The organism is Streptomyces formicae (assembly GCF_002556545.1).
GTDB lineage: Bacteria > Actinomycetota > Actinomycetes > Streptomycetales > Streptomycetaceae > Streptomyces > Streptomyces formicae_A.
Genome location: NZ_CP022685.1, coordinates 3,055,464 through 3,075,558 on the forward strand (window position 1 = coordinate 3,055,464; position 20,095 = coordinate 3,075,558).

The 20,095-nt window shown below is 72.1% G+C and carries 18 protein-coding genes; 9 read left to right on the forward strand and 9 right to left on the reverse strand.

Features of this window, described 5'->3' with window-relative positions; translation table 11 throughout:
- Positions 1 to 94: 94 nt before the first annotated feature.
- The 6 genes from KY5_RS13020 to KY5_RS13045 form a co-directional block, all read right to left on the reverse strand.
- On the reverse strand, positions 95 to 1,459 hold the full coding sequence (locus KY5_RS13020; protein ID WP_098242398.1) for a vanadium-dependent haloperoxidase: 1,365 nt from the start codon (positions 1,457 to 1,459) through the stop codon (positions 95 to 97).
- A 120-nt stretch (positions 1,460 to 1,579) separates the two neighbouring features.
- Complete coding sequence (locus tag KY5_RS13025; RefSeq protein WP_098242399.1) at positions 1,580 to 2,779, reverse strand: NAD(P)/FAD-dependent oxidoreductase; 1,200 nt, start codon at positions 2,777 to 2,779, stop codon at positions 1,580 to 1,582.
- A 3-nt stretch (positions 2,780 to 2,782) separates the two neighbouring features.
- The gene (locus KY5_RS13030) at positions 2,783 to 2,974 is read right to left on the reverse strand and encodes a ferredoxin (protein WP_098242400.1); all 192 of its coding nucleotides are present in this window, start codon (positions 2,972 to 2,974) and stop codon (positions 2,783 to 2,785) included.
- A gap of 41 nt (positions 2,975 to 3,015) precedes the next feature.
- A complete protein-coding gene (locus KY5_RS13035; protein ID WP_098242401.1) occupies positions 3,016 to 3,879 on the reverse strand; it encodes a fumarylacetoacetate hydrolase family protein in 864 nt (287 codons plus the stop codon).
- Positions 3,876 to 4,796, reverse strand: a complete 921-nt coding sequence (locus KY5_RS13040) for a 3,4-dihydroxyphenylacetate 2,3-dioxygenase (RefSeq protein ID WP_098242402.1) — start codon at positions 4,794 to 4,796, stop codon at positions 3,876 to 3,878. The genes KY5_RS13035 and KY5_RS13040 overlap by 4 nt, the downstream gene beginning before the upstream one ends.
- Positions 4,789 to 6,312 carry an aldehyde dehydrogenase gene (locus KY5_RS13045; RefSeq protein ID WP_098242403.1) on the reverse strand — a complete coding sequence of 508 codons (1,524 nt, stop codon included), beginning with the start codon at positions 6,310 to 6,312 and terminating at the stop codon, positions 4,789 to 4,791. The genes KY5_RS13040 and KY5_RS13045 overlap by 8 nt, the downstream gene beginning before the upstream one ends.
- 134 nt (positions 6,313 to 6,446) lie before the next feature.
- On the opposite strand from KY5_RS13045, the gene KY5_RS13050 reads away from it, so the two are divergent.
- Entirely contained in the window at positions 6,447 to 7,961 is a 1,515-nt protein-coding gene (locus tag KY5_RS13050) for an aldehyde dehydrogenase (RefSeq protein WP_098242404.1), read from the forward strand.
- The gene (locus tag KY5_RS13055) at positions 7,958 to 8,725 is read left to right on the forward strand and encodes a gamma-glutamyl-gamma-aminobutyrate hydrolase family protein (RefSeq protein WP_098242405.1); all 768 of its coding nucleotides are present in this window, start codon (positions 7,958 to 7,960) and stop codon (positions 8,723 to 8,725) included. Before KY5_RS13050 ends, KY5_RS13055 begins: the two co-directional genes overlap by 4 nt.
- 129 nt (positions 8,726 to 8,854) lie before the next feature.
- On the opposite strand, the gene KY5_RS13060 is transcribed toward KY5_RS13055, so the two are convergent.
- Positions 8,855 to 9,433: a MarR family winged helix-turn-helix transcriptional regulator gene (locus KY5_RS13060; protein ID WP_098242406.1), complete on the reverse strand. Its 579-nt coding sequence runs from the start codon at positions 9,431 to 9,433 to the stop codon at positions 8,855 to 8,857.
- A gap of 194 nt (positions 9,434 to 9,627) precedes the next feature.
- On the opposite strand from KY5_RS13060, the gene KY5_RS13065 reads away from it, so the two are divergent.
- Complete coding sequence (locus KY5_RS13065) at positions 9,628 to 11,142, forward strand: APC family permease (RefSeq protein WP_098242407.1); 1,515 nt, start codon at positions 9,628 to 9,630, stop codon at positions 11,140 to 11,142.
- Positions 11,143 to 11,155: 13 nt separating this feature from the next.
- Here KY5_RS13065 and KY5_RS13070 read toward each other — a convergent pair whose 3' ends face one another.
- Positions 11,156 to 11,947 carry an acetoacetate decarboxylase family protein gene (locus tag KY5_RS13070; protein WP_098242408.1) on the reverse strand — a complete coding sequence of 264 codons (792 nt, stop codon included), beginning with the start codon at positions 11,945 to 11,947 and terminating at the stop codon, positions 11,156 to 11,158.
- Positions 11,948 to 12,322: 375 nt separating this feature from the next.
- Here KY5_RS13070 and KY5_RS13075 point away from each other — a divergent pair, with 375 nt between their 5' ends.
- Both KY5_RS13075 and KY5_RS13080 read left to right on the forward strand, forming a co-directional pair.
- The gene (locus tag KY5_RS13075; RefSeq protein ID WP_098242409.1) at positions 12,323 to 13,711 is read left to right on the forward strand and encodes a glutamine synthetase family protein; all 1,389 of its coding nucleotides are present in this window, start codon (positions 12,323 to 12,325) and stop codon (positions 13,709 to 13,711) included.
- Positions 13,712 to 13,742: 31 nt separating this feature from the next.
- Positions 13,743 to 15,017 carry a cytochrome P450 gene (locus KY5_RS13080; RefSeq protein WP_098242410.1) on the forward strand — a complete coding sequence of 425 codons (1,275 nt, stop codon included), beginning with the start codon at positions 13,743 to 13,745 and terminating at the stop codon, positions 15,015 to 15,017.
- 68 nt (positions 15,018 to 15,085) lie between these two features.
- Here KY5_RS13080 and dusB read toward each other — a convergent pair whose 3' ends face one another.
- Positions 15,086 to 16,219, reverse strand: coding sequence for a tRNA dihydrouridine synthase DusB (gene dusB, locus KY5_RS13085; RefSeq protein ID WP_098242411.1), 1,134 nt, complete (start codon positions 16,217 to 16,219; stop codon positions 15,086 to 15,088).
- A gap of 106 nt (positions 16,220 to 16,325) precedes the next feature.
- On the opposite strand from dusB, the gene KY5_RS13090 reads away from it, so the two are divergent.
- From KY5_RS13090 to KY5_RS13105, 4 genes are all read left to right on the forward strand, one after another.
- Positions 16,326 to 16,811, forward strand: a complete 486-nt coding sequence (locus KY5_RS13090) for a hypothetical protein (protein WP_234362716.1) — start codon at positions 16,326 to 16,328, stop codon at positions 16,809 to 16,811.
- Positions 16,812 to 16,879: 68 nt separating this feature from the next.
- Positions 16,880 to 18,349, forward strand: coding sequence for an MFS transporter (locus KY5_RS13095; protein ID WP_098242412.1), 1,470 nt, complete (start codon positions 16,880 to 16,882; stop codon positions 18,347 to 18,349).
- A gap of 111 nt (positions 18,350 to 18,460) precedes the next feature.
- Positions 18,461 to 19,477, forward strand: a complete 1,017-nt coding sequence (locus KY5_RS13100; protein ID WP_098242413.1) for an aldo/keto reductase — start codon at positions 18,461 to 18,463, stop codon at positions 19,475 to 19,477.
- A 24-nt stretch (positions 19,478 to 19,501) separates the two neighbouring features.
- Complete coding sequence (locus KY5_RS13105; protein ID WP_098242414.1) at positions 19,502 to 20,086, forward strand: TetR family transcriptional regulator; 585 nt, start codon at positions 19,502 to 19,504, stop codon at positions 20,084 to 20,086.
- Positions 20,087 to 20,095: the final 9 nt, after the last annotated feature.

Here is a 20,095-nt window from a genome sequence, read left to right on the forward strand (position 1 = left end):
GCCCTCAGAGGCGAGGGAAGAGCCGACTTCCCAGGTCAGGAAGTCGGCTTGCACACCTTGTGCGGAGGTGCTGCCCCTTCGGCATGCCGTGCGGCTACAGCAGCGTGTCCGTGACGTGCCGGGCGACCGAGTCGCCCAGCCGCAGGCCCTGTTCGGAGTCCCAGCGGTAGTGGACGCCCAGGTAGACGCGGCTGCGGGCGTTCTCGTCGGCCGCCGCGGACAGGGTGGTGAAGCGGCGGGTGATGCCGCCCTCGTAAGTGTCCGTCGTCGTCGCCGAGAAGGTGATGGCGTCGGTGTTGAAGTGGGTCTGCAGGACGCGTGACCACGCGCCCGCGAACGTGGCGTGCCCGGAGACGTACGCGGGGAACGGCGGCGTGAAGCTCGTGCCGTCGGCGTACGAGGACAGCGGGCGCCAGGCCGGGTCGTGCGGGGTCGACGCGTTGGCGTCGGTGTCGGCGAGGGTGATCGCGGACACCGGCCGCCACAGGTCGATGGCCGTGTTGTACTTCGCGTCCCAGCAGGCGATGCCCGCGTCGGCGAGCGCGGCGCCGAGCAGGGCGAAGAGCCGGGCGTTCTGGGTGACGTTCAGCGCGTACTTGCGGGCGATGATGCGCGTGTGCTGGAACAGCTGCATCGGGGGCTTGTAGGTGCCGTCCAGGTCGTTGGCCCAGAAGCCCGCGATCTGGGTCTGGTCGGCGGTGCGGGTCACCTGGGTGACCGGGGTGTCGGCGTGCCCGCCCAGCACGCGCACCTCGTTGACCTGGTCCGCGTACTGCGTGCTGCGCAGCAGGGCGTCGTACGTGGTGAAGCCGCCGGGCAGAGGGGGGCGGAACTGAGCGGGCGCGGTCAGGCCGAACGGCCGTACGTTGCCCCACTGGGGCGTCGCGGCGGCCTCACGCCCGGTCGGCCGCCAGGCCCCCGGCACGCCGTCGGGCGTGTACGTGGCGGAGGCGTTCGAACCGTCGTCGGCGCGCGCCTTCAGCAGCGCCTCGGCGGCGGCCCGCCCCAGGACCGCCCCTCGGTCCTTGTCGGCCTGCGGCACGGACGCGGCGTCCTGGGACAGCGCGAAGCCGTAGTTCCCGTCGAAGTAGACGGACGGGAACAGGCCGCGCAGCACCGTGTACGCGGCGGTGGCGATGGCCGCGTTCAGCGACGTGGGCCCGGAGAGCGGCTGCTTGGCGAGGTAGGGGCGGCCGATGGGGGTGACGGAGTTCGCCGCGTCGTACATCGACAGGTGCATGATGGCCACGGCGCGGGTGATCGGGCCCGGCGCGCCGCCCACCTTCTTCACGGTGTCCTCGAAGATCTTGCTCCAGTAGTGGACCGCCTCGTACGGCGCCGGATCCGCCCACGCCGTGGGCGCCGCCACCACCGACGTGGCCGCGGAGGCCGCGAGGCCGAGCAGAACCGTCCGTCGGCTCGGTCTGAGCCGGTCGGTGGACATGCCGGATGACGTCATCGTGAACCCCTCCCCGCTGATCGACCTGACCAGCGCTGGAGAACCTCACGCACACGGGTCGGTCACGTCAACGCATTCGCGGTGGTTGGCTCGATCGCGGCGCCGGAGGGGCGGATTCTGTCAGACCACCGGCTCGGGCAGGGTCATCAGTTCCGCGCGGTGGCGGGCCGCTGCCGCCGCCGCTGCCGGGCCGCCGAGCGCCGCCACTCCGATGAGCCGCTCGCCCAGGTAGTAGCCGTAGAGCAGGTCGCCGTCCGCCGACTCCGGGTCTCCTGAGAGGAGTTCGGCGCGGTCGGCGAGTGCGGGCTGGCCGAAGGACTGGAGGCGGAGGGTGAACTGGTCGCTCCAGAAGGACGGGAGCGGGGCGCAGGGGGCCGGGTCGCGCGAGGTGTCGGTGAGGGCCGCGAGGAGGGTGCGGGCCGCGTGGCGTGCGGTGTCGCCGGGGACCGACCAGTGTTCGACGCGGCGCGGGAGCGGGCCGTAGCGCGGGTTGGGGAAGCGGGCGACGTCGCCGACGGCCACCGCGTGCGGGAGGCCGCCGATGCGCAGGTGGGCGTCGCAGAGGATGCCGTCGGTGAGGTCGAGTCCGGGGGTCGCCGCGAGCCATTCGGTGTTGGGCAGGGAGCCGACCGCTTCGACGAGCACGTCGGCGTCGAGTTCCGTGCCGTCGTCGAGCACCGCGCCCCGGGGCGTCAGCGCGGTGGCCAGGTGGCCCATCCGGAAGCGCACGCCGCGTGCCTCGTGGCGGTGGCGCAGCGCCCGTGCGAGGTCCTCGCCGATCGCGAGGACCATCGGCTCGGACTCCGGGGCGACGACCGTGACCTCGCAGCCCGCCGTGCGCGCGGTCGCGGCCACCTCGCAGCCGATGAAGCCGGAACCGATCACCAGTACCCGGGCGCCCGCCACCAGCTCCGCGGCGAGGGCCGCCGAGTCCTCCAGCGTGCGGACGACGTGCCGGGGCGGGCCCCCGGGCAGCGGGAGCCTGCGTGGCCGCACCCCCGTCGCGGCCACCAGACCCTCGTACGGATGGACACGGCCGTCGGCCAGCGTGAGTGTTCGCGCGGTGAGATCGGCTGTCGCGACGGCCGTGCCCAGTCGCCACTCGACGTCCTCGACGCTCGGGCGGCGACGCAGTTGGGTGCCGGAAGCGGGCGCCTCGCCCGCGAGCACCTCCTTCGACAACGGGGGCCTGTTGTACGGCAGATGGGGCTCGTCCCCGAAGAGCGTGATGGTGCCGCGCCAGCCCGCGGCACGCAGTTGTTCGGCGGCGCGCAGACCGCCGAGTGAGGCCCCGACGACGGCGATGCCCGCCCCCGCCATGCCTCAGCCCTCGACCCGGATGGCCTGCAACGGGCAGACGTCGGCGGCGTCCTCCGCGTCGTCGCGCAGCGCGGCGTCGGGCGACGCCACGTACGCGAGGCGGCCGTCCTCGTCGATCCGGAAGATGTCCGGCGCGGCGAAGACGCACTGCCCGTGGTTCTGGCAGACATCCATGTCGACGGTGACCTTGACCATCTGAACTCCGTTCAGGCGTACGGGATATGGGGCCTGTCGTGCTAGCGGCGCGGTGCGCGGACGCCTCTCAGTTCCCAGTCGCCGCCGAGGGCCGTGGAGCGGACCTCCTCGGACTCGGTGGGCTGGGCGCCGACGTCGGTGCGGATGGCCGTGGGGCCGGTGACGATGTGGTTGGTGAGGCGGCCGAGGCCCTCGGCCTCGACCTCGACGGTGTCGCCGGGGCGGACGGGGCGGGACCCCGCGGGCGTCCCGGAGAGCAGGACGTCGCCCGGTTCCAGGGTGATGGTGCGGGCGATGTCGGCGACGAGGTAGTGCATGTCCCACTCCATCTCGTCGGTCGAACCGTCCTGCACGAGCTCGCCGTTGACGTACGTCCGCAGGTACTTGCCGTGGAAGTCCCAGCCGGTGACCAGGCCGGGGCCGAGCGGGCAGAGCGTGTCGGAGCCCTTGACGCGGAGCATCGAACCGGCGTCGGTGTCGCGGAAGTCGTGCAGGCCGTAGTCGTTGGCGACGGTGAAGCCCGCGATGTACGAACCCGCCTGCGCAGGGGCGACGTTGCGGCAGGTGCGGCCGATGACGATGCCGATCTCGCCCTCGTAGTTGAGGTACTTGCAGCCCTCGGGGCGCACGACGGCGCCGCCGTGGCTGTTGAGCGCGGAGACCGGCTTGTGGAAGTAGGTGGGCGCGGGCGGCAGCGTCACCCCGAACTCGGCGACCCTGCTGCGGTGGTTGAGGTGGACGGCGATCACCTTGGAGGGGGTGACGGGCGGCAGGTGGTGCGCCTCGGACGCCTTGACCGTTCGGCCGTCGGGGGCGATCAGCTCGTCGCCCTCGCGCACGACCTGGACGGCGGCCCCGTCGAGCAGGACGCGGCGGTACTCGATGGTGGTGGCTCGGGAGGTCATGCGGCGGCCTCACTCGGGTCGGGGTCCGAGGTGCCGGTCCAGCCCTCGGCGGGGCGGTCGAACCACAGGTGCATCTGGCCCGTGCCGACCGAGTTCTCGTAGGCGCTGTAGGGGCGGCCGGGCGCGGTGCAGCGGTCCTCGCCGAGCGCGCCGATCATCATCAGGTAGTGGCCGAAGCGCGCCTCGGGCCTGTGGGTGAGGAACTCCGGCATGGTGGCGAGGACTTGGGCGTGCTCGCCGCGCTCGAACCACGCGATGCGGCGCTCGTCGGCGGCGCGGGCCTCGGGGGTGCGGATGTGGGACGGGTCGCTGGACTCGTGCGCGCGCAGTTCGCGCAGCGGCCAGAACGTGTGGGAGAGCGCTCCGGACGCGATGAGGAGGACCCGGCGGCCCGGGAGCGCCGCGACGCCGTCGGCGAGCGCGCGGCCGAGGCGCAGGTGGTCCTCCACATCGCCGGTCTGACAGACCCCGATCGAGATCCACTTCTTGTCGGGGAGGCCGTCGCCCAGGTACTTCCACAGATTGATGGTGGCGTAGTACACGGGCAGGAAGGGATCCTCGATCGGGGTGATCCAGGTGCCGTGCCGGTCGGCGAAGTCGGCGATGCTGCGGGCGAGTTCGGGATCGCCCGGGTAGTCGTACGGCATCCGGCACATGCCGCGCGGCAGCTCCTCGGAGGTGAAGAGTCCGGCGCGGCGCCGGTGCGAGGTGACCACGAACTCGACGGTGGTGGCCCAGTGCGAGTCGAGGACGACCACGGTGTCGTAGTCGAGCTCCTCGAAGACCTCGGCACGCAGCCTGCGCAGCCCTGGGACGAGGCTGATCTCGCGGCCCTCGTTGAGTTCCTTGCGGGTCTGCTCGGGCAGCACGATGGTCGGCACGTGGGCGAGGAGGCCCGCCCCGACGATCTCACCCACGGCGGGCCTCCCCCCATCCCCCTGGTGCGGTCACGGTGTTCTTCAGATCGCAGTAGAAGTCGAAGGACCAGTCGCCGCCCTCGCGTCCCACGCCGGACTGGCGCGAGCCGCCGAAGGGTGCCGAAAGGTCGCGTACGAAGAAGCAGTTGACCCAGACCGTGCCCGCGACGAGGCGCGCGGTGATCCGCTCGGCGCGGGCGCGGTCGCCGGTGGCGAGGGTGGCGGCGAGGCCGAAGCGGGTGCCGTTGGCCAGGCGCACGGCCTCGTCCTCGTCGCCCTCGGGGAAGGTCTGGAGGGTCAGGACGGGACCGAAGACCTCCTCCTGGACGATCTCGGAGTCCTGGGCGACGTCGGTGAGGAGGGTCGGCAGGTAGTAGGTACCGCCCAGCTCGGTGTTGGGGCCGCCGCCTATGACAGCCTTGGCGCCCGCTTCCAGGGCTCGGCGCACGAACCCGTCGACGCGGTCGATGTGCCGGGGATGGATGTTGGGCCCGATGCCGGTCGCCTCGTCGCGCGGGTCGCCCTGCCTCAACTCCGCTACCCGGTCCATGAACAGGCCGAGGAAGGCGTCCCGCACCGGCTCCTCGACGAGGATGCGGGTGGCCGCGAGGCAGACCTGGCCCGCGTTGTCGTACTGCTCGACGGCGAGGTCAGCAGCGCGCTCCAGGTCGGCGTCGGCGAAGACCAACAGCGGTGACTTGCCGCCCAGTTCGAAGCTGCACGGCACCAGGTTCTCGGCGGCGGCCGCGGCGATGCGGCGCGCGGTCGGCACGGATCCGGTGAAGCTGACGCGGCGTACGCGGGGGTCGGCGACGAGAGGGGCGCCCGCCTCGGGACCGTACCCCTGCACGACGTTGAAGACGCCGGGCGGCAGGCCCGCGTCGTGGGTGATGTCCGCGAAGAGCGAGGCGGTCAGCGGGGTCCACTCGGCGGGCTTGAGGATCACGGTGTTCCCCGCGGCGAGCGCCGGGGCGATCTTCCAACTGGCCAGCATCAGCGGGGCGTTCCACGGGGTGATGAGGACGGCGGGGCCCGCCGGGTCCCAGCTGACGTGGTTCGTGTGCCCGCGCGTGTCGAAGTCGTCGTGCCCGAGGGCGAGGAGGCGGTCGGCGAAGTAGCGCAGGTTGTGGGCGACGCGGGGCATGACGCCGCGGCGGTGCGAGCGGAGCAGGGCGCCATTGTCGGCGGTCTCGACGCGGGCGAGCTCGTCGGCGCGGGCCTCGACCCCGTCGGCGACGGCGTGCAGCGACCTGGCGCGCTCGGCGGGGGGCGTCGCGGCCCAGCCGGGGAACGCTTCGAGGGCGGCGGCCACGGCGGCGCGTGCCTCGCCGGGGCCGCCGCGCGCTATCTCGGCGAGCGGGGCGCCGTCGATGGGCGAGTGGTCGGTGAAGGTGGCGGCGGTCGCGGAATCCGTGGCGTCCCGTACCGACGCGACGCGGGTGCCGCCGATCCAGTGCCGGGTGTCGACGGGGACACCGGCGACGGTCGCCGTGTCAGGGAGCTCGGGGGGAGCCATCGCGACCTCCAGTTCGTTTGAACCCAAACAACGTTAGGAGCGGCGGGACCGCGGGGTCAACCCCTCGTAGGCATCAGCCTGTTGAGATACCGTTTGAACTCAAACGAAATGCCGGACCCTTCCGGGAGGCAGCCATGCCGCACGACGAAGCCCCGGCCGCCCGCGGCCACCAGGACTGGCTCGGCGAGGCCGACGCCCTGATCCCCCGCCTGCCCACCAGGCACCGCGTCGCGGGCGCGGACGTGGACGGCTCGGGCAGCGCGTTCCCCGTCGTCTCACCGCGCGACGGACGCGTCGTCGCACTCGTCGCCGACGGCGGCGAGAAGGAGGTGGACCTCGCGGTCGCCGCCGCCCGCCGCGCCTTCGACAGCGGGCCCTGGCCGCGCATGTCCCCGGTCGAACGCGGCCGTGTGCTGCTGCGGATCGCCGATCTCGTCGAGGAGCACCGCGCCGAACTCGCCCTCACCGTCACCCTGGAGAACGGCAAGCCGATCACCGAGTCCCACGGGGTCGAACTGCGCGCGCTCGCAGGCACGTTCCGCTGGTACGGCCAGCTCGCCGACAAGCTCACCGACGAGTCCCCGCACACCGGCCCCGGCGCGCTCGCGCTCGTCACCCGGGAGCCCTCGGGCGTGGTGGGCGCGGTGGTGCCGTGGAACTTCCCACTCACGCTCGCCGCCTGGAAGGTCGCCCCCGCGCTCGCCGCGGGCTGCACGGTCGTCCTCAAGCCCTCCGAACTCACGCCCCTCTCCGCGCTCTCGCTCGGCAGGATCGCCGACGAGGCGGGTCTGCCGCCCGGCGTCCTGAACGTCGTCGCGGGCGGCGGGCCGACCGCGGGCCGCGCGCTCGGCACGCACCCGGACGTGGACGTCATCGCGTTCACCGGGTCCACGGCCGTCGGCAGGCACTTCCTGCGCTACGCCGCCGACTCCAACCTCAAGCGGGTCTGGCTCGAACTCGGCGGCAAGTCACCGAACATCGTGCTGCCCGACGCCCCCGACCTCGCGACCGCGGCGGCCACCGCCGCCTGGGGGATCTTCTTCAACCAGGGCGAGATGTGCACGGCGCCCTCGCGCCTCCTCGTGCACGCCTCGGTGGCCGACGAGGTGACGGACGCGGTCGTCGCGCGGGCCGGGACGCTGCGGGTCGGCGATCCGCTCGATCCCGCCACCGAGATGGGCGCGCTCGCGGGCGCCGCCCGGGTCGCGACCGTCCAGGAGCACGTGCGCAGGGGCGCCGACGCGGGGGCGCGGCTGCGGGCGGGCGGCTCGCCGCGCCACGTCGTCCCCGGCGGCGCCTACTTCGACCCCACCGTCCTCGACCGGGTCACCCCCGGCATGGCCCTGGCCCGCGAGGAGATCTTCGGCCCCGTCCTCTCCGTGCTCACCTTCGAGACCCTGGACGAGGCGGTCGCGCTCGCCAACGACACCGAGTACGGGCTCGCGGCGGGTCTGTGGACCTCGGACCTGTCGGCCGCGCACACGGTGGCGCGACGGCTGCGGGCGGGCACGGTCTGGGTCAACTGCTACGAGGAGGGTGATCTGACGGTGCCCTTCGGCGGCTACAAGCAGTCGGGGCACGGGCGGGACAAGTCGGCCCACGCCCTGGAGAAGTACACGGAGCTCAAGACGACGTGGATCCAGCTGTGAGCCGAGGACCGGTCCCCGGCCGCGGTGACGTCCACACCCGCCCCCGGCCCCGTACCCGCCCCCTGATCGCCCTCCCCCAGCGGTACGCGGCCTCGACCTCCGCCCTGCGCTACGCGGCCGTCGTCACCGCGCGGGCCCTGGCCGACGCGGTGTTCCGCGCGGGCGGCGAGCCGTTCATGATGCATCCGGGCCCGCCCGACGAGGCCGCCGCCCGCCTCGCCCGCTGCGCGGGGCTGCTGCTGCCAGGGGGCGGGGACCTCGCGCCCTGGCGGTACGCCACCGGGTCCGACGTGCACCGTTCCGTGTACGACGTGGACGACGCGCAGGACGACTTCGATCTCGCGCTCGCCCGCTGCGCACTGGCCCGCGGCCTGCCGACGCTCGCGGTCTGCCGGGGCATGCAGGTGGTGAACGTCGCGCTCGGCGGCACGTTGCGGCAGGACATGGGCGGGCCCGCCTCGGACCACCGCCACAAGGTGCATCCGGTACGGGTGGCCGCCGGCTCCACGGTGGCGCGTGCGCTCGGCGCCGAGAAGGTGGATGCCTCCTGCTACCACCACCAGTGCGTGGACCTGGCCGGTCGGGGCCTTGAACCCACGGCGTGGGCGGCGGACGGGACGGTGGAGGCGCTCGAACTCGTGGGCGGGGCGGGGTGGTTCGCGGCGGTGCAGTGGCACCCGGAGGACACGGCGGCCACGGATGCGTCGCAGCAGGGGCTGTTCACGGGGCTGGTCCGGTCGGCGGGGAGCTGGGGCGCCCCGTAAGGGGCGCGGGGAACTGCGCGAGCAACCGAGGTCAGAGCCGCACTCGCCGTACTCCCGCCGGAGGCAGACGCGACCGCGCGCACGTCGTGGCCGCTCGCGCAGTTCCCCGCGCCCCTTACGGGGCCCGTCTCAGCCGTCCACGCGTGCCCGGCGACCGCTCCTGCGCGGGGCAGGCTCCGCCCCGTCAAGGAGCTCCAGGCGACGTTCCTCCCCCTTGTCCTCCGTACGCACGACGATCTTCCGCAGCAGGTCCGCGAGGACTTCGCACTCGGCGTCGGTCAGCCCCTCGGTGACGAAGACCTCCTCCGCGTTGAACGCGGGGAACACCTCCCCCATCAGCCGCTCCCCCTCGTCGGTGAGGCGAAGCAGCGCGAGCCTCCCGTCGTCGGGGTGGCCGCGGCGCTCCAGGAGGCCGCGGCCCGCGAGGGTCCTCGCGACGCCGGTGAGCGTGCCCTTGGAGATGCCCGCCTCCTCCGCGACGTACCGGGTCTCCATCTCGCCCCAGATCCAGACGACATAGAGCACCACGAACGACGTCCAGGTCAGTTCGGCGCCGCGCAGCACCGAGTTCTCGAAGTGCTGCCGGACGGCGGAGGCCGCTCGGTAGATGTTCGAGACGGCGGCCATCTGCTCGTGCTTGACGGGGGTGCCGCCGAGCTTGGCCCTGACCGCCTTCTCGGTGTCGCGGATGGAGCGTTGGCCCGTCACGTGCGTGTCTCCTCGGTCCGACGGCTTGGGGTGGTTCCGGTGATGCCCGTGTGCGTTTCCAGTCTCCCAAGACCTCTTGAGGACTCTTGCCCGGGCACAGGGGCGTCCGTACCATCAGCGCCATTCGAATTCGTACGGGCTCAAACGATATCGCGTTCCCCGTGGATGCGCCCTCCTCTCCCCGGAGTCCCGTCATGGCTCTCGACCATCAAGGCTCGGCCTCGCCCGCACCTCCCCTCACCGCCACCACCGTCCCCGAACGCCGCATCGGCGTCGCGGGCATCGTCTTCGTCGTCGTCGCCGCGTCCGCGCCGCTCACCGTCGCCGCGGGCGGTGTCCCGCAGTCCCTCGGTGTCACGGGCGTCCTCGGGATACCCCTGCTCTACCTCATGACAGCCGTCGTGCTCGGGCTCTTCAGCGCCGGTTACGCGGCGATGAGCAGGCACATCACCGGTGCGGGGGCCTTCTACGCCTACACCGCGCAGGGGCTCGGCCGTACGCCCGGCGTGGGCGCGGCCTTCGTCGCGCTGCTCTCGTACAACGCCATGCAGATCGGCATCGCGGGCCTCTTCGGCGCCACCACCGCGGAGTTCATCGACGCCCGCACCGGCGTGGAGATCCCCTGGTGGGTGCTCGTGCTCGCGTGCACGGTGGTCGTCGGCGCGCTCGGCTACCGGCGCGTCGACGTGGGCGTGCGGGTGCTCGCGGTCCTGCTCGTCCTGGAGTTCGGCACCGTACTCGTCTTCGACATCGGCCAGTTCACGCACGCCCCGGAGGGCGTCTCGGCCACGCCCCTCACCTGGGGCGCCGCCACGGACGGCTCCCTCGGGGTGGCGCTGTGCTGCGTCTTCGCCGCGTACATGGGCTTCGAGTCGGCCGCCCTGTACAGCGAGGAGTGCCGTGATCCGCGCCGGACGGTGGCGCGTGCCACGTACATCGCGGTGGGGCTCATCGGGGTCTTCTACGCGGCCACCGCGTGGGCCATGGTGAGCGGTGCGGGCACGTCCCACGCGAACCGGGTCGCGGCCGAGCAAGGGCCCCGGATGATGTTCACCCTCAGCGACTCCAGCCTCGGCACGGTCTTCTCCGACTTCGCCCAGCTCTTCCTGATCACCAGCCTGCTCGCGGCGCTGCTCTCCTTCCACAACGCCGTTGCCCGGTACGCCCGTTCACTGGGCCGGGAGGGCGTGCTGCCGCGTGCGCTCGGCGTGCTGCACCCCCGGCACACCTCTCCGCACCGCGGCTCCCTGTTGCAGACCGCGGTCACCGTCGTCGTCATCGGGGTGTTCGCGCTGGCCGGGCGCGACCCGGTGGCCGACGTCTTCACCTGGCTGACCAACCTCGGCGCCCTCGGCGTGATCCTGCTGCTCTTCGCCACGTCCGCGTCCGTCGTCGCCTACTTCGTCCGCCGCCCCGAACTGACCGAGCCGCTGTGGCACCGGCTGATCGCGCCACTCCTCTCGGGCGCCGCGCTGGCCGTCATCTTCTGGCTCGCGCTCACCAACTTCAGTGTCCAGCTGGGGGTTTCGTCGGGCAATCCGCTGCGGTGGGTGCTGCCGTGCCTCATTCTGATCGCGGCGGGGGCGGGGAGCTTGTGGGGGCTTTGGCTGCGGCGGGTGCGGCCCGATGCCTATGCGGGGATCGGGGGCTCGGGGGGTGGGGCTGCTGGGGGTGGGCCTGCCGAGGGCGGGGCTGCTGGGGACGGGTAGCCCGTTCCTTCCGTCACAGACCCCTCTCCAGCAGCGTTCCGCCCTCCCAAGTGACGCCCACCTGGCGGTAGTACGCGCCGATCGGCTCCTCGACGGAGAGCGCGGCGAGTTCCTCCGTGGGCGCGTCGAAGAGGTCGAGGTCGGCGTCGCCCGCCCAGGGTTGGCCGCCCTCGAAGGCGGCGGCGCCCGAGGAGATCAGCTCGTCGAGGGCGAGGCCCTTGCCGTCGATGGCCGGGAGTTGGCGGTGGTGGGCCATGGGGTGGGCGTTGACGAAGCCGTTGCTCTCCGAGGGTTCGCGCAGGGTCACCACGGCCTGCGCGAGCCTGCGGTCCGCTGCGGCGAGCGTGGCGCCGAAGGCCGCGCCGGGCTCGATGCGGGGGGCGGGGCCGTAGGGGTGGGGGCGGGTCAGGTGGATGGAGCCGAGCTTCTTCGGGTAGCCCTGGTGGTTGCCTCGGGCGATGGCGAAGTCCTTGTCGACCCAGATGTACACGCACCGGGAGTACGTCTTGCCTCGATATCCGCACCGTACGACGGCGAAGCACTCCTTGTACTGGGCCCGTACGGGGTCGAGGAGTTCGGCGCGGGTCGCGCCGCAGGACTGCCAGTCGGCCCAGATCAGTGCGACGGCTCCGGGGTCGCTCTCCGCCAACTCCAGCGGGTCGGGGAGCAGTTCGCGGACCCTGGCGGGGTCGGTGCGGTACTCGACGGTGAGGAGGTCGCCCGAGTAGTGCCAGGGGGGCGGGGGCACCAGGGAGGACCTGCCGGTGGCGCTCTTGGGCGGGAAGAATCCTTGAACTCCGGCCATCTGGGGGCTCCTTCGCCGTCGAGCGGACGTGAGGGCATTCGTTTGAGCCCGTACGATATTCGGGCGGGGCGACGTTGTCACGGTGCGGGTCTCGCCGGGTTGGGCGTGGGGCGGACCGTCGCCGCTCCCGCTGTGGGCAATTGTTCCGCACGGCGGAACGGGTGGGCACAGCCCCCGGTGCCGAGGGGCGAGAACGAGGGCGCGAGCCACGGCACGGGAAACGCAGGGCGCCACGCCGATCAACTACCCCTGCCCATCGGCGCGTTCCGCGCGGATTGGGGAGTGACCCCTTGCGCATCAACTCCGCGCTTCATATCGTTTGAAGTCAAACGATGGACCGCCCCCTCCTCCCTCACCGGAAAGGCTGGGACACGGATGAGCGAAGCGAGCGCACGAGGGCAGGACGGCAGGGGCGAGGAAGTCCGGGAGGCCGTGCGGGGGCTGGAGGAGCGGGGGATCGATGTCGTGCGGGTCGTGTATCCCGATCTCATCGGGGCCGACCGGGGCCGCGACATCCTGGTGGGGCAACTGCCGGGGGCCTGCGAGCACGGGCTGACCTTCTGCCGGGCCGTCTACCACACCACTCCCAGGGGCGACGTCGTCCCGGTCACGGGCGGACTCGACGCGGGCCTGCCGGACATCTGCGTACATCCGGATCTGCGCACCCTCCAGCCCCTGCCCTGGGAGCCCGGCGTCTCCTGGTGCCTCGGCGACACCATCGACCCCCGCACCGGCGAACCCGCCCCGGAGTCCCCCCGCGCCCTGCTGCGCCGCGTGCTCGACCGCACCGCCCAGTACACGGACGGCGCCGGACTCACCCCGGTCGTCGGGCCCGAGCTGGAGTACTTCCTGTGCGACGCGGACCCCGCGGCCCCGAGCGGCTGGACCCCGTACGGCGGCGCCACCGGCAACGTCTACAGCGCGGGCAGGCGCGGCGACCCGGACGGTCATCTCCTGCGCACCCTGCGCCAGTTGGCCGACCTCGGCATCGGCGTCATCGCGGGAAACCACGAGTTCGACGGCGGCCAGTTCGAGATCAACCTCACCCACTCCGAAGCCCTGGACGCCGCCGACCGCGCCTTCCGCTTCAAGGCCGCCGTCAAGGAGACCGCCCGCCGCGAGGGGCGGCTCGCCACGTTCATGGCCAAGCCGTTCAACGGCCTCGGCGGCTCCGGGTTCCATCTGCACATCTCGCTGGTCGACGCCTCGGGGCGCAACGTCTTCGACGACCCGGACGCCCCCGACGGGCTCTCCGCCACGGCCCGGCACGCCATCGCCGGAGTCCTCGCGCACGCCCCCGCGCTCACCGCCCTGCTCAACCCGACCGTCAACTCCTACAAGCGCTTCGGCCCCGACACCCTCGCTCCTTGGCTGGTCGACTGGGGCCTGGACAACCGCAGCGCGATGGTCCGCGTACCGCCCGAGCGCGGCGCGGGCACCCGCATCGAGCTGCGCCTCGGCGACGCGTCCGCCAATCCGTACCTGATGATCGCCGGAGCCGTCGCCGCGCTGCTCATCGGCATCCGCGACAAGCCCGAGCCGCCCGCCCCACTGGAGGGCTACGGCTACGACGAGAGCTCCGCGCCCCGCCTTCCCGGCACGCTCACCGCCGCGCTCGACGCCCTGGAGGCCGACGAGGCGCTCACCGGACTGCTCGGCGCGGAGTTCACCGGGGCCTTCCTCACCTACAAGCGCAACGAGCTCGAACGCTTCCAACAGGCAGTGACGGACTGGGAGTTCACGGAGTACGCCTTCCTCATCTGACCGCTTCGCGAACGCACGAAGGAGTACAGCCATGCGTACGGCCGCGGGCCCCCCGCCCCTCGCCATCGGCGACGTCGACCTCGCCGACAACGACCGGTTCACCGACGGCGACCTGCCCTGGCGGATGTTCGACGTGCTGCGCCGCGAGGACCCCGTCCACTGGCAGCCCGAGCCCGCGCCCAACTCCGGTTTCTGGGCCGTCACCCGGCACGCGGACATCGTCCGCGTGGACCGCGACCCCGACACCTTCACCTCCGAGCGCTTCACCAACCTCGAAGAGGTCGACGAGGACTACATCGCGCTGCGGCGGTCGCTGCTGGAGACCGACGGCATGCGGCACCGGGCCATGCGGCTCATCCTGCAGAAGCGGTTCACGCCCCGGGCCGTCGCGACGTACGAGGACTTCCTGCGCGGCCTCACCGCCCGCACGCTCGACGCCGCCCTGCCCAAGGGCACCTTCGACTTCGTCAGGGAGGTCTCCGCCGACTTCCCGATCAACGTGCTCGCGCGGATGCTCGACGTCCCCGAGGGGGACACCCAGCAGCTCATCGACTGGGGCAACCGCATCATCGGCAACACCGACCCCGACTACGCCGACGTCCTGCTCGAAAGCGCGGAGAGCGAGCGCTACCGCGATCTGCCGTTCCGCTCCCCCGCCTCGCTCGAAGTCTTCGCGTACGGAAGGGAGTTGGCGGCAGCCCGGCGTGGCGGCCGTGGCGACGACCTGGTCACCACGCTGGTCAACAGCTCCCCCAGGGACGGCGTCCCGCTCTCCCCCACCGACTTCGACAACTACTTCCTGCTGCTCGTCGTCGCGGGCAACGAGACGACGCGGCACGCCATTTCGCACTCCATGCTCGCGCTCATCGAGCACCCCGAGGAGCGCGCCAAGCTCGTCGCCGACCCCTCGCTGATCCCCGGCGCCGTCGAGGAGTGCCTGCGCTGGGCCTCGCCCGTCTACCACTTCCGGCGCACGGCCACCCGGGACGTGGAGCTGGGCGGCAAGCTGATCAGGAAGGGCGACAAGGTCGTGCTGTGGTTCGCGTCCGGCAACCGCGACGAGGACGTCTTCCCCGATCCGTACCGCTTCGACGTCACCCGCGAGAACATCGACCACGTCACCTTCGGCAAGGGCAGCCCGCACTTCTGTCTGGGCAACTCGCTGGCCCGCCTGGAGATGCGGATCATGTTCGAGGAGCTGCTGCCGAGGTTGGCGGGCATCCGCTTGGACGGGGAGGTGCGGCGGGTGCGGTCCAATTTCGTGAACGGGATCAAGGAACTGCCGGTGACGGTGACGCTCGTGTAGGTGCTCGGTTCTCCGCGGGCCGGACGTGGCTGGCCGCGCAGTTCCCCGCGCCCCTTGCGGGGCCCTGCTCAGCCGCCCGACGTGTCCAGTTCCGCGTCCTCGCTGATGCCCGCGCAGTCGTACGGGTCCTTCAGCCAGCCGTCCGGCAGGACCACGCGGTTGTTGCCCGATGTGCGGCCGCGCGGGCCGTCCGCGCCGGTCGGCCACGCCTGGTCGAGGTCCAACTCGCCGAGCCCGTCCTCCAGTTCGGCGAGGGACGAGGTGATCGCGAGGCGCTTGCGCATCTCGGAGCCGACCGCGAAGCCCTTCAGGTACCAGGCCACGTGCTTGCGGAAGTCGATGACGCCGCGCGCCTCGTCGCCGATCCACTCGCCGAGGAGGGTGGCGTGGCGCAGCATGACCTTCGAGACCTCGCGCAGGTCGGGGGCCTTGGGCGCGCCCGTGCCCTCGAAGGCGGCGACCAGGTCGCCGAAGAGCCAGGGGCGGCCCAGGCAGCCACGGCCCACGACGACGCCGTCGCAGCCGGTCTCCTTCATCATCCGCACCGCGTCGGCGGCCGACCAGATGTCTCCGTTGCCCAGGACAGGGATCTCGGGGACGTGCTCCTTGAGGCGGGCGATGGCGTCCCAGTCGGCCGTGCCGCCGTAGTGCTGGGCGGCCGTGCGGCCGTGCAGGGCGATGGCCGTGACGCCCTCCTCGACGGCGATCCGGCCCGCGTCGAGGAAGGTGATGTGCTCGTCGTTGATGCCCTTGCGCATCTTCATCGTGACCGGCAGGTCACCGGCGCCCGCGACCGCCTCGCGCAGGATCGCGCGTAGCAGGGGCCGCTTGTACGGCAGCGCGGAGCCGCCGCCCTTGCGGGTGACCTTGGGGACGGGGCAGCCGAAGTTCAGGTCGATGTGGTCGGCGAGGTCCTCCTCGGCGATCATGCGGACCGCCTTGCCGACCGTCGCGGGGTCGACGCCGTACAGCTGGATGGACCGGGGCTTCTCGGTCTCGTCGAAGTGGATCAGCTGCATGGTCTTCTCGTTGCGCTCGACCAGGGCGCGCGTCGTGATCATCTCGCTGACGAAGAGACCCTTGCCGCCGGAGAACTCCCGGCACAGCGTCCGGAACGGCGCGTTCGTGATGCCCGCCATGGGGGCGAGCACGACGGGCGGCCGCACGGTGTGCGGGCCGATGGACAGCGGCTGGGACGGCATCGATGCTCTCCGGGACGGACGACGGGACCCTCCATTGTCCCTCACTCCCCAGGTGCCCGCCCCACCCTCCCCCGAGAGCTCCGGTGGACCGCCCTACGCTCCCGGTATGGGATCTTGGGGAACCTTGGGGCCGGCGCTGTTTTCTCTCGCGGGGGTGGTGCTCGGCGCGGGCGGGTCACTGTTCGGTCAGTACCTCGTCTCACGGGTGAGCGCCCGGCAGCTCGACGTACAGGAATCCGCCGCTCACCGTGCGGAGCTCAAGGGCGCGGTGCTGAAGTTCGTGGCCCTCGCCTCGAAGGTGGAGAAGAGGGCGTCCACGCACCCGGAAGGTCGCGGGACCGAGGCCGATGCCGCGCTCGGCCGGCTCGTCGACGACCTCTGGCTCGCCCAGGCGGAGATCGACCTGGCGGCCAGGAGCGAACCCCTTCGAGGCGCGGCCTACCGGTATGCGTCCCGCCTCGCCGAGGTAGCCGGAGGCGAGACGGCCGACACGTCCGTGCTGCGCGGCCCGCAGGTCCAGTTCATGGACGCCGCGTACGGCGACATGTGGCCCGGCCGCAGGCGCGGAGGGGATGCCCGCCCGTCCGGCTGAGACGGACCCTGCCTCACCCCCGACGGGCGGCCGGGCCGAGACCCGCCGAGAGGGCTACCGTCAGATACATGCCCGATGAACTCACCCATCGCAGACGCCTGCTCGTCCTCGCGATCTGCTGCATGAGCCTGCTGATCGTCAGCCTCGACAACACCATCCTCAACGTCGCGCTCCCCACCATGCGGCGGGAGTTCGACGCGAGCGTCTCGGGCATGCAGTGGACCATCGACGCGTACACGCTCGTCCTCGCCTCGCTCCTCATGCTGGCGGGGTCGACGGCCGACCGAATAGGCCGCCGCAAGGTCTTCCAGGCGGGCCTCGTCACCTTCACCGTCGGCTCGGTGCTCTGCTCGCTCGCGCCCGACCTGGAATCCCTGGTCGCCTTCCGCATGATCCAGGCGGTCGGCGGCTCGATGCTCAACCCGGTCGCGATGTCGATCATCACCAACACCTTCACCGAACCGCGCGAGCGGGCCCGCGCCATCGGCGTCTGGGGCGGCGTCGTCGGCATCTCCATGGCGGCGGGACCGCTGGTGGGCGGGCTGCTCGTGGACTCGGTCGGCTGGCGCTCGATCTTCTGGGTCAATCTGCCGGTGGGCCTCGCCGCGCTCTTCCTGACCATGCGGTACGTCCCCGAGTCCCGCGCCCCGAAGCCGCGCCGCCCCGACCCCGTGGGGCAGCTGCTCGTGATCGTGCTGCTCGGCGCGCTGACGTACGCGATCATCGAGGCGCCGAGCGCGGGCTGGACGTCACCGCTGATCCTGGCCTTCGCGGGCGCCGCGCTGCTCGGCCTCGCCGGGCTCGTCCTGTACGAGCCGCGCCGCGCGGAACCCCTCATCGACCTGCGCTTCTTCCGCTCGGCACCGTTCAGCGGAGCGACAGTGATCGCGGTCTGCGCGTTCGCGGCGCTCGGCGGTTTCCTGTTCCTCTCGACGCTCTACCTCCAGGACGTACGCGGCCTCGACGCGCTGCACGCGGGCCTGTGGATGCTGCCGATGGCGGCGATGACGCTGGTCTGCGCACCGCTGTCGGGCCGTCTGGTCGGCAGCCGGGGCCCGCGCCTCTCGCTGCTGATCGCCGGGGTGGCGATGACCGTCTCCGGGATCCTCTTCGCCGCCTTCGAGGCGGCCGACGAGCCGGGGACCCGCTTCCTCGCGTACGTCCTGTTCGGACTCGGCTTCGGTTTCGTGAACGCCCCCATCACGAACACGGCGGTGGCGGGGATGCCGCGCGCCCAGGCGGGCGTCGCGGCCGCGGTCGCCTCCACCAGCCGCCAGATCGGCCAGACCCTCGGCGTCGCGGTGATCGGCGCGGTCCTGGCGTCGGGCGTCGCCTCCTCCTCGTACGCGAAGGAATTCACTGCGGCGAGCCGACCCGCCTGGTGGATCATCACGGGCTGCGGCGTCGCGGTCCTGCTGCTGGGAGCGGTGACGAGCGGGCGGTGGGCGCGGGGGACGGCGGAGCGTACGGCGAAGCGGCTGGAGGAGCCGGAGGTCGCGGCGACGGCGCGGGAGGCCACCACCCCGAGCGACAGATGACAGATGACGGATGACGGATGACGGATGACGGATGACGAGTAACGAATGGCGGGTGACACATGACAGATGACAGATATTGAAATCTGTCATCTGTCATGTCATGGTGGACACATGCGTACTCTCACCCTCGGAAACAACGGCCCCCGTACCTCCGCCCTCGGCCTGGGCTGCATGGGCATGTCCGCGCTGTACGGCGAAGCCGACCGCGCGGAGTCCATCGCGACCATCCACGCCGCCCTCGAAGCGGGCGTCACGCTCCTGGACACCGGCGACTTCTACGCCATGGGCCACAACGAGATGCTGATCGGCGAGGCCCTGCGCACCGCCCCCGCGGCCCGTCGCGAACAGGCGCTGACCAGCGTGAAGTTCGGCGCCCTTCGCGACCCGGACGGCGGCTGGTCCGGCTACGACGGCCGCCCGGCCGCGGTGAAGAACTTCGCCGCGTACTCCCTCCAGCGCCTCGGCGTCGACCACATCGACGTCTACCGCATCGCCCGCATCGACCCGGACGTCCCGGTCGAGGAGACGGTGGGCGCCATCGCCGAGCTCGTCGAGAAGGGCCACGTCCGGCACATCGGCCTCTCCGAGGTCGCCGCCGACACGATCCGCAGGGCGGCGGCCACCGCTCCCGTCTCCGACCTCCAGATCGAGTACTCGCTGATCTCGCGCGGCATCGAGGCGGAGATCCTGCCGACGGTCGCCGAGCTCGGCATCGGCGTCACGGCGTACGGGGTGCTCTCGCGCGGCCTGATCTCCGGCCACTTCACCCGCGACCGCAAGCTCGCCGCGAACGACTTCCGCTCGATGAGCCCCCGCTTCCAGGGCGAGAACCTCGACCGCAACCTCGACCTGGTCGACGCCCTGCGCAAGATCGCCGAGCAGAAGGGCGTCAGCGTCGCGCAGACCGCGATCGCCTGGGTGCTCGCGCAGGGTCCCCGGCACGGGGCGTCGATCGTGCCGCTGGTCGGCGCCCGCCGCCGCGACCGGCTCGACGAGGCGCTCGGCGCGCTCGACGTGACGCTGGACGACGCGGACCTCGCCGCGATCGAGGCGGCCGTCCCCGCGGACGCCGCGGCCGGTGCCCGCTACCCGGAGTCCCAGATGGCACACCTCGACAGCGAGCGCTGACCGTCCCCCGGGTACGGTCTAGCCATGGCAACCGCGGCCCCCCTGACCCCCGAGCGCATCCTCGAAGCGACCGAGGAGGTCCTGCGCAGGCACGGCGCGGCCAAGGCCACGGTGGTCGACGTGGCCCGCGCCCTGGGGGTGAGCCATGGCACGGTGTACCGCCACTTCCGTACGAAGGCGGAGCTGCGCGGCGCGGTGACGCGGCGCTGGCTGGACCGTACCTCCGTGATCCTCTCCGCGATCGTCGAGGGCACCGAGCCTCCCGAGGAGAAGCTCCGCCACTGGCTGGCGGCCCTCTTCGAGGCGAAGCAGCACAAGGCCGGCGACGACCCCGAACTCTTCGCCACCTACACGGTGCTGACCGAGGAGAACGGCGGCGTGGTGGACGCCCACATCGACGACCTCACAGGCCAGCTCACGACGATCGTCCAAGAGGGCGTCGTCCGGGGCGACTTCACCTCCCCCGACCCGGCCCGCTCGGCCCGCGCGGTCTTCGACGCGACAGGCCGCTTCCACGACCCGTCGTACGCCCCGCACTGGTCGCGCCCCGGCATCGAGGCGGCCTTCACGGCGGTAGTGGATCTGACGGTGCGGGGACTGCGGGCCTGAAGGCACCGC